12 protein-coding genes are annotated in these 7,569 nt (G+C 62.1%); 8 read left to right on the forward strand and 4 right to left on the reverse strand.

Going from position 1 to position 7,569, the window contains the following annotated elements; genetic code table 11:
* On the forward strand, positions 1-646 hold a 646-nt coding region (locus EOD15_RS24070), incomplete at its 5' end, for an urea carboxylase-associated family protein (RefSeq protein WP_348629433.1).
* Positions 647-748: 102 nt separating this feature from the next.
* Positions 749-1,771, forward strand: a complete 1,023-nt coding sequence (gene bmt, locus EOD15_RS24075) for a betaine--homocysteine S-methyltransferase (protein ID WP_164893272.1) — start codon at positions 749-751, stop codon at positions 1,769-1,771.
* Positions 1,772-1,786: 15 nt separating this feature from the next.
* Here the strand turns inward: bmt and EOD15_RS35930 are convergent, their stop codons facing one another.
* The 3 genes from EOD15_RS35930 to EOD15_RS24090 form a co-directional block, all read right to left on the reverse strand.
* On the reverse strand, positions 1,787-2,044 hold the full coding sequence (locus tag EOD15_RS35930; protein ID WP_164762146.1) for a hypothetical protein: 258 nt from the start codon (positions 2,042-2,044) through the stop codon (positions 1,787-1,789).
* 208 nt (positions 2,045-2,252) lie between these two features.
* Positions 2,253-4,367, reverse strand: a complete 2,115-nt coding sequence (locus tag EOD15_RS24085; RefSeq protein WP_127408895.1) for a VWA domain-containing protein — start codon at positions 4,365-4,367, stop codon at positions 2,253-2,255.
* Positions 4,368-4,369: 2 nt separating this feature from the next.
* Complete coding sequence (locus EOD15_RS24090; protein ID WP_127408896.1) at positions 4,370-4,930, reverse strand: RNA polymerase sigma factor; 561 nt, start codon at positions 4,928-4,930, stop codon at positions 4,370-4,372.
* 155 nt (positions 4,931-5,085) lie between these two features.
* On the opposite strand from EOD15_RS24090, the gene EOD15_RS24095 reads away from it, so the two are divergent.
* Genes EOD15_RS24095 through EOD15_RS24120 form a run of 6 tightly spaced genes read left to right on the forward strand, consistent with a single transcriptional unit; the run spans position 5,086 to position 7,430 of the window.
* Entirely contained in the window at positions 5,086-5,409 is a 324-nt protein-coding gene (locus EOD15_RS24095; protein WP_023812297.1) for a metalloregulator ArsR/SmtB family transcription factor, read from the forward strand.
* A complete protein-coding gene (locus tag EOD15_RS24100; RefSeq protein WP_127317947.1) occupies positions 5,406-5,831 on the forward strand; it encodes an SRPBCC domain-containing protein in 426 nt (141 codons plus the stop codon). Before EOD15_RS24095 ends, EOD15_RS24100 begins: the two co-directional genes overlap by 4 nt.
* A gap of 57 nt (positions 5,832-5,888) precedes the next feature.
* Positions 5,889-6,110 (forward strand): hypothetical protein, encoded by a 222-nt coding sequence (locus tag EOD15_RS24105; RefSeq protein ID WP_127317945.1) that lies wholly within the window; start codon positions 5,889-5,891, stop codon positions 6,108-6,110.
* Positions 6,111-6,121: 11 nt separating this feature from the next.
* Complete coding sequence (locus EOD15_RS24110; RefSeq protein ID WP_127317943.1) at positions 6,122-6,559, forward strand: DUF1801 domain-containing protein; 438 nt, start codon at positions 6,122-6,124, stop codon at positions 6,557-6,559.
* A 29-nt stretch (positions 6,560-6,588) separates the two neighbouring features.
* Positions 6,589-6,981 (forward strand): VOC family protein, encoded by a 393-nt coding sequence (locus tag EOD15_RS24115; protein ID WP_127317951.1) that lies wholly within the window; start codon positions 6,589-6,591, stop codon positions 6,979-6,981.
* 41 nt (positions 6,982-7,022) lie between these two features.
* A complete protein-coding gene (locus EOD15_RS24120) occupies positions 7,023-7,430 on the forward strand; it encodes a DUF1801 domain-containing protein (protein WP_127317941.1) in 408 nt (135 codons plus the stop codon).
* Here EOD15_RS24120 and EOD15_RS24125 read toward each other — a convergent pair.
* Positions 7,427-7,569 (reverse strand): NAD(P)/FAD-dependent oxidoreductase (locus tag EOD15_RS24125; protein WP_185929052.1); only part of this gene is annotated, 143 nt, incomplete at its 5' end. The two genes, EOD15_RS24120 and EOD15_RS24125, sit on opposite strands and share 4 nt — an antisense overlap.

Consider the following 7,569-nt stretch of genomic DNA (forward strand, 5'->3'; position numbering starts at 1 on the left):
GCCTCGTCCCGACCACGCCATTTCCATTTTTGAAGGACAGTTCATGCCCGATCCGCGCCGCATCGTCGTTCCTCCCCAGTCGGGCCGCGCCATCCGCGTCTCTCGAGGCGACCTCATCCGCATCATCGATCCCAAAGGACAGCAGGTTTCCGATCTCTGGGCTTTCAGCACCGACCCGACGGTCGACTGGCTGAGCACCTCGCAGACCCGTGACATCACCGAGCGGCTTTTTCCCGCGATCGGCGACAGCTTCTTCAGCGCAGCCGCCAGGCCGATGCTGACGCTGGTCGAAAACGCATCGCCGGGTCCGCATGACATGCTCTACCCCGCTTGCGACAGCGCGCTTTACGAACGCGCCGGATCGCCCAATCATCCGAATTGCCGCGACAATCTGATGAAGGCTTTGGCCTCCGAAGGCATATCGCTGCCATTTGCCCCCGATCCGGTCGATTTCTTCCAGAATTCGTTGCCGCAGCCGGACGGCCGGCTCGTCGTCGATGCCTCGATCAATCCGCCGGGCGGCTATGTGACGTTGCGCGCCGAACAGAACCTCCTGCTGGTGGTCACCGCCTGCTCGGTCGACCATCACCCGACCAATGGCGGCATCTGCACCGAGATCCACGTCGAGATCACCCCCGGATCGTGAGGAAAGGGCTCCATCTGGCCGAGCGGTCGCGGCAAAATCATTGACTGCACATAAAGACTTCTTTATATCCTTATTCGAATTCGAAACATGAAAGCCAATCCGATGACGACCATCAACCCGATCGATGAGCTGCTGGCTGAAAAGGGCGTGCTGCTGGCCGATGGCGCCACCGGCACAAACCTGTTCGCCATGGGGCTGGAGGCGGGCGAGGCGCCAGAGCTGCTCAACGAGACGGCGCCCGACACCATCACCAGCCTGCATCAGAATTTCGTCGATGCCGGCGCCGACATCATCCTCACCAACTCGTTCGGCGGCACCCGTCACCGCTTGAAGCTGCACCATGCGCAGGATCGCGTGCACGCGTTGAACAAACGCGCCGCTGAGCTTGCGCGTGCGGTCGCCGGCAAGGCCGGCCGCAAGGTGATCGTCGCCGGTTCGGTCGGCCCGACCGGCGAATTGCTGGTGCCGCTGGGCGCCATGACCTATGACGAGGCGGTCGACGCCTTCGCCGAGCAGATCGAGGGCCTCAAGGAAGGCGGCGCCGAAGTCGCCTGGATCGAGACGATGTCGGCTCCAGACGAGATCCGGGCCGCCGCCGAGGCTGCTATCCGCGTCGGCCTGCCCTACACCTATACCGGTTCCTTCGACACTGCCGGCCGCACCATGATGGGCCTGCTGCCCAGGGATATCCACGGCGTCACCGACGGGCTGTCGCAGGCGCCGCTCGGCGTTGGCGCCAATTGCGGCGTTGGCGCGTCCGACATCCTGGCCTCGCTGCTCGACATGACCGAGGCGAAGCCGGAGGCGACGGTGATCGTCAAGGGCAATTGCGGCATTCCCGAATTCCGCGGCACCGAAATCCATTATTCCGGCACGCCAGAACTGATGGCCGATTATGTACGCCTCGCCGTCGATGGCGGCGCCAAGATTATCGGCGGCTGCTGCGGCACCTCGTTCCAGCACCTTGCCGCCATGCGCAAGGCGCTCGATGCGCACACCAAGGCGGATCGTCCGACGGTTGCGGCGATCGTCGAGCGCATTGGTCCGATGCGCAACAAGGTCGCGACGGAAAACACCGCCGAGACCAGCGAAGCCCGCCGCGAGCGCCGCCGCAGCCGGGCCTGACCTCATCGATTTCGGTTATTCGCTGTTGTCGGCGTAGCTCGACTGCGCCGACTTGAAGTCGACCACATTGTCGCCGCGCATCGTCATCAGCGCGCCCGAAGCGCTGGGGTCGGTGATCTGTTCCAGCATGATGCGGAAGCGGTCGTTGGTCAGCGCCGACAGGGCGGTGTGGCGCGCCTGTGCGACATCGTCACTGATACGCCTGGATTCCGATGAAACCGCCGAGGCGTCTGGCCCCGGGGGTATCGAGTTGGCGATAGTCCTGATCTGCAATTTCGGCTCCCTCAAGCCCAGTACACCTGTCCTGCTAACAAGGAGGGGGTTGCCATCCGGTACCGGAATTGCCGCGCAATTTAACGACCCATAAAGTCCGCGAAAAAAGGCCGGCAAGGTTTCCCTCGCCGGCCTGCCTCACCCGCCCGCGGTCGGTTCCCCCGTATCAGAACGATCCCATCTGAAAGAAACCGGCCGTCATCACCACTTACCGGTTACCGCCCAGCGCAGAGGCAAGGCGCACAAGCGAGAGGAACTCGGCCCTGTACCCAAACGGGTCGGCCCCTCGAGCGGCAGTGGCGATCTCCATGATCTTGTCGTAGCCGAACTTCGCGGTCGCATCCTCGTCGCGCAGCTTCTGGCCGAAGGCGGCAACCGCGACGGAGAAGCGCTGATCGGTGCTGGCCTGGTAGAAGGACGAAATCTCGTTGGCCGAGGTCACCGGCGTGGTGATCAGTTTCGAGACGTCTTCATTCGGCAGCTTGTAGCGGATCTTCACGAAGGCATATTCGTCCGCGTTGGCGACGCCGCCATTGTCCACCGACGCCTGGCCATAACGCAGCGCGTCGATCCGCTCGCCACCGCTGCCCTTTGGCGTGATCTCGTAGATCGCGGTGACCGAGTGGCCCGAACCGATGTCGCCGGCATCGACGCGGTCATTGTTGAAATCCTCGCGGTTGAGTGCCCGGGTCTCGTAGCCGATCAGGCGATATTCCGAGACCTTGTTCGGGTTGAACTCGACCTGGATCTTGACGTCCTTGGCGATGGTGAACAGCGTCGAGGAGGCATCCTCGACCAGCACCTTTTCAGCCTCGGCCAGCGTATCGATATAGGCGGCGGTGCCGTTGCCGTTCTGGGCAATGGTTTGCATCATCTGGTCGTTCAGATTGCCGCGGCCGAAGCCGAACACCGACAGGAAAACGCCGGTCTTGCGCTCGCTTTCGATCAGCCGCTTGAGGTCGTCGTCATCGGTCTGGCCGACATTGAAGTCGCCGTCGGTAGCAAGCATCACGCGGTTGACGCCGTCCTTGACGAAGGATTTTTGCGCCAGCCTGTAGGCTTCCTTGATGCCCGCCTCGCCGGCCGTGCTGCCACCGGGCGTCAGATTGTCGATGGCGCTGAGGATCTTGTCCTTTTCGGACGCCTTGGTCGGCTCCAGCACTGTGCCGGCGTCACCGGCATAGGTCACGATCGAGATAGTGTCGTCGGCCTTCAGCTTGCTGACCAGCAGGCGAAATGCCGATTTGAGCAGCGGCAGCTTGTCCGGCTCGTCCATCGAGCCCGAGACATCGATCAGGAAGACCAGATTGGCCTTCGGCTGCTCGATCGGCTTGACGTCAAAACCCTTGATGGCGACATGCATCAGCCTGGTCTGCGTGTTCCACGGCGTCGGCATGACGCTGACGGTCGAGTTGAACGGTGTCGAGGCCGACTCCGGACCCTTCCAGTCATAGGGGAAGTAGTTGATCATCTCCTCGACGCGAACAGTATCGGCCTGCGGCAGGGTGCCCTGCTTCAGCGAGCCGCGCACGAAGGAATAGGAGGCAGTGTCGACGTCGATCGAGAAGGTCGAGACCGGATCCTCGAGTGCCGCATGCACCGGATTGGTCTTGAAATCCTCGATGCGGTCGCGGTTTTCCGGTTGCGGCTGCATCTGGTCGGCCGGCAAGATCGACGGCTGCTGCGGCGCCATCAGCTTGGATTCGGCCGGCATGCGGGCTCGCGAGGTGCTGGGTACACTTGCAGCGCCATCCAGCGCGAATTCACCTGTCGGTGCCGGTGGCGCAGGCTCGGCCAGCACACCGCGCTCCAGCGCATTTTGTTGTGCCGCGCCGCCAGCAACGGTCGATTCGGATTTCTGCGGCGAGGCCGGCGCCACAAGCGCATCGGTCGCGCCGCGGCTTTCCACATCCGCGTCTGCCTTCTTGTCCTTCTCCAACTCGCCGCGAGCCGGCTTCTGCTCGGCGGTCGTCGGCTTCACCGTCGCCGGCTTGTCGGCCAGCGTCTCGGTGATCTTCTCGTCGCCGCCGAATTTGGGCGGCTGTTCCCTCAGCAAATGGAAGGTGGCGTATCCGGCGATCGGCAGGGCGACGAGCCCGGCAAGGGCCGGCGTGGCAATGAGTTTCTTTTGCATGATCTCGCTCCAGAGCTTTTGTGCTCGCTCTGTGAGACGAAGCCCGCCAATCGATCCTTGGGTGACAGCAGAAATATTTTCCTGATCATAGGCGCGCAGGGCGGCCTCGAAGGCACGTGCCTTGGCATCCTTGGCGGGCGCCGGTGCTGCGATATCGCGCAGTCTGTTGAGTCCGTTGTCGTCGACCATAGTCACACTTCCCCGGCCGCGCGCATCAGCGTCTTCAGCCGTTTCTTCGCTTCATGGATGTGCCAGGAAACCGTCGTCTCCGAGATCGCCATCGCCTCGGCGGCGGCCGCGTGGCTCAATCCTTCGCCATAGACCAAAAGCACGGCGTCGCGCTGCTTGCCCGGCAGTTGCCGCACCGCGGTCCACAGCGCTTCGGCCGGATCTTCCGGTTCGACCGACGCCTCGCCTGAGATCAGTGCATGGACGCCATAGGCCTCGGTCTTCACGGTCTCGCGGGCGGACTTTCGCATCATGTCGCGCGCGGCGTTCAGGGTCACGGAATAGAGCCATGTGGTGAAAGCGCCGCCGCCGCGATAGTCGCGGATCGCCTTGCCGAGCCTGACGCAGACTTCCTGGGCGATGTCTTCGGCATCGGCCTTCCTGCCGCACCAGCGATAGGCAGCGCGATAGACGAAGTCATAGTGCCTTTCCAGCAATGTGCTGAAGGCCCCCCTGTCTCCGCCCTTCGCCCGCCCGATCAGTTCGGCGTCGGAGACTTCGCTTTCATCCAGCATCATCGCCATCATTTGCCTGTTGGACGAAGGCTAATGGCTAATCCTTGGGGCAATGGAAAGATTTTTTTGGAAACCGCCGGATCGTGACCGCCGGCACCCCGCTTGACACATCCATATCTCGGCGGTTATACGTCAATCAATAGCCACCGGGTTATCGATCCAAAATGAACAACGCTCACGATGTCCTCTTCAGAACACTCTCCGATCCGACGCGTCGTGCGATCTTCGAGCGCCTGTGCCGGCAAGGCGAGCAGACGGTCGGCGCCCTGACGGCTCAGTCGGGGGTCTCCCAACCTGCGGTGTCGAAGCATCTCGGCGTACTCAGGCAGGCCGGGCTGGTGCGCGACCGCCATCAAGGACGGCAGACCCATTATAGCGCCCAGCTCGCAGCACTTTCCCCGCTGACCGACTGGACGAACCAGATGAATGCATTCTGGCAGAGCCGGTTCGACGACCTCGAAAATTTGCTCAAAAGAATGGATCAATGACCAACATCGCGACCGAAACGCGCTCCGTCGTCGTCGAACGTGAGATCCCCTATCCGCCGGAGAAAATCTGGCGCGCGCTGACCCAACCGCATCTGATCGAGGAATGGCTGATGAAGAACGACTTCAAGCCAGTCGTGGACCACCGTTTCAATCTGCGAAAGGAACCGCAACCCGACGTGAGCATTGTTGTCGACTGCCAGGTAACAGCCGTCGAGCTGAACAAGACACTGTCCTACACGTGGCAGGCCTATGGCCTCGAGAGTGTCGTCACCTGGACCCTCATGCCGACCAGCACGGGCACCCGGTTGCGTATGGAACAGTCCGGCTTCCGGCCGGATCAGGAGCAGGCGTATCGGGGCGCGACGAGTGGGTGGCGGCAGTACTTTACAAATCTGGGTCACGTTCTGGCGCGGCTAGATTGAAACCCGCCGACATGCGGATCACGGGTCCGCTTCGGCTTGTTTTGACAGGAGGAGCTATTGGACAGGAACAAGTGGGTTCGGCACATTCATCGCTGGCTGTCGATCGTTTTTACGCTGACCGTCGTCGCCAATTTCGTCACCATGGCATTCGGCCAGCCTCCCGCCTGGGTGGTCTATTCGCCGCTCCTGCCGCTCTTCCTGCTGCTGTTCAGCGGCCTGTACATGTTCGTGCTGCCCTATGCCGCCAGGGGCCGTGGCGCGCAGCGTGCCGGCGGATAGGAGTGGGTAGAATGACTAAGACGCAGGGTCAGTCGACCAAAGCCGCACCGGTCCTGCTCTCGGGCGGCAACCCGCAAATCGCCAAGGGCGACGGCGACGCTCCGGTGCAAGCCTACATCGCTGCAATGCCGGGCTGGAAGCGTGGCCTCGGCGAGCGGCTCGACGCGCTCATCGAACACAACGTGCCCGATGTGCGCAAAGCCGTGCGCTGGAACTCGCCCTTCTACGGTGTCGAGGGCCAGGGCTGGTTCGTGAGTTTCCATGTCTTCAACCACTATTTGAAGGTGACCTTCTTCAGCGGCACGTCGTTGCGGCCGATTCCGCCTGGCGGCACGGCCAAGAGCAAGGATGTGCGCTGGATCGACATCCGCGAAGAGGATCCGTTCGATGAGGCGAGGATGGTGGAATGGATCAAGCAGGCCGCGGCCCTGCCCGGCTGGATCCCGTAATGACCGACTATGACAGAGGAAAAAGAGCAATGAAGATCAAGCTGACCAGCGTGTATGTGGACAACCAGGAAAACGCACTGCGCTTCTACACCGACGTGCTGGGCTTCACCAAAAAGGCCGATTTCAGCAATGGGCCTTATCGTTGGCTGACCGTGGCCTCGGCTGAAGAGCCTGATGGAACCGAACTGCAGCTCGCGCTCAACGACAACCCGGCCGCCAAGTCCTATCAGGAAGCCATCTTCCAGCAGGGTCAGCCCGCGGTCATGTTCTTCACCGACGACGTCAAGGGCGACTACGAGCGCATCAAGGCGAAGGGTGGCGCGTTTATCAAACCGCCGACCGAGGTGACCGGCTCGACCATCGCCCAGTTGAACGACAGCTGCGGCAACCTCGTTCAGATCACCCAGCTGGCGCGCTGGTAACGGGCGACGGTTGAAACGCGTCGAGGCACAGGAGACACCCAATGAACCCATCCGAACAGATCGACCAACTGATCGCCGGCCTCACCGATTGGCGCGGCGATACGCTCGGCGGCATCCGCAAGACCATCCTTGCAGCCGACCCGGACATCGTCGAGGAGTGGAAGTGGATGGGCAGCCCGGTATGGTGCCTCGACGGGAACATCGTGGTCGGCAACGCCCACAAGGACAAGGTGAAGCTGACCTTTTCCCATGGCGCCAGCCTGCCGGACCCCGACAATCTGTTCAACAATGGTTTTGGCGGCAAGGTGTGGCGGGCAATCGACATGTTCGAGGGCGACAGGCTCAATGAGGGCGCTTTAAAAGAGCTCGTCCGTGCGGCCATCGATTACAACCACGCCAAAAAGAAGAAGAAAGCGGCTGCCGGGGCGAAGCCACGGACGCAAGTCTAGGCCGCCTGGCCTGCCACCCAGCCCGACGACCATGCCCACTGGAAATTATAGCCACCCAGCCAACCCGTGACATCGACGACTTCGCCGATGAAGAACAGGCCCGGCACGGATTTCGCCTGCATCGTCTTCTGGTCCAGCC

The sequence above is a fragment of the Mesorhizobium sp. M7A.T.Ca.US.000.02.2.1 genome, from assembly GCF_003996995.1.
Taxonomy (GTDB): Bacteria; Pseudomonadota; Alphaproteobacteria; order Rhizobiales; family Rhizobiaceae; genus Mesorhizobium.

What these genes read in the sequence shown, in the direction of transcription:
- EOD15_RS24115 (WP_127317951.1), top strand. Translation starts at nt 6,589, where the DNA reads ATGAAGATCAAGCTGACCAGCGTGTATGTGGACAACCAGGAAAACGCA.
- bmt (WP_164893272.1), top strand. Translation starts at nt 749, where the DNA reads ATGACGACCATCAACCCGATCGATGAGCTGCTGGCTGAAAAGGGCGTG.
- EOD15_RS24120 (WP_127317941.1), top strand. Translation starts at nt 7,023, where the DNA reads ATGAACCCATCCGAACAGATCGACCAACTGATCGCCGGCCTCACCGAT.
- EOD15_RS24110 (WP_127317943.1), top strand. Translation starts at nt 6,122, where the DNA reads ATGACTAAGACGCAGGGTCAGTCGACCAAAGCCGCACCGGTCCTGCTC.
- EOD15_RS24090 (WP_127408896.1), bottom strand. Translation starts at nt 4,930, where the DNA reads ATGGCGATGATGCTGGATGAAAGCGAAGTCTCCGACGCCGAACTGATC.
- EOD15_RS24095 (WP_023812297.1), top strand. Translation starts at nt 5,086, where the DNA reads ATGAACAACGCTCACGATGTCCTCTTCAGAACACTCTCCGATCCGACG.
- EOD15_RS24100 (WP_127317947.1), top strand. Translation starts at nt 5,406, where the DNA reads ATGACCAACATCGCGACCGAAACGCGCTCCGTCGTCGTCGAACGTGAG.
- EOD15_RS24085 (WP_127408895.1), bottom strand. Translation starts at nt 4,367, where the DNA reads ATGGTCGACGACAACGGACTCAACAGACTGCGCGATATCGCAGCACCG.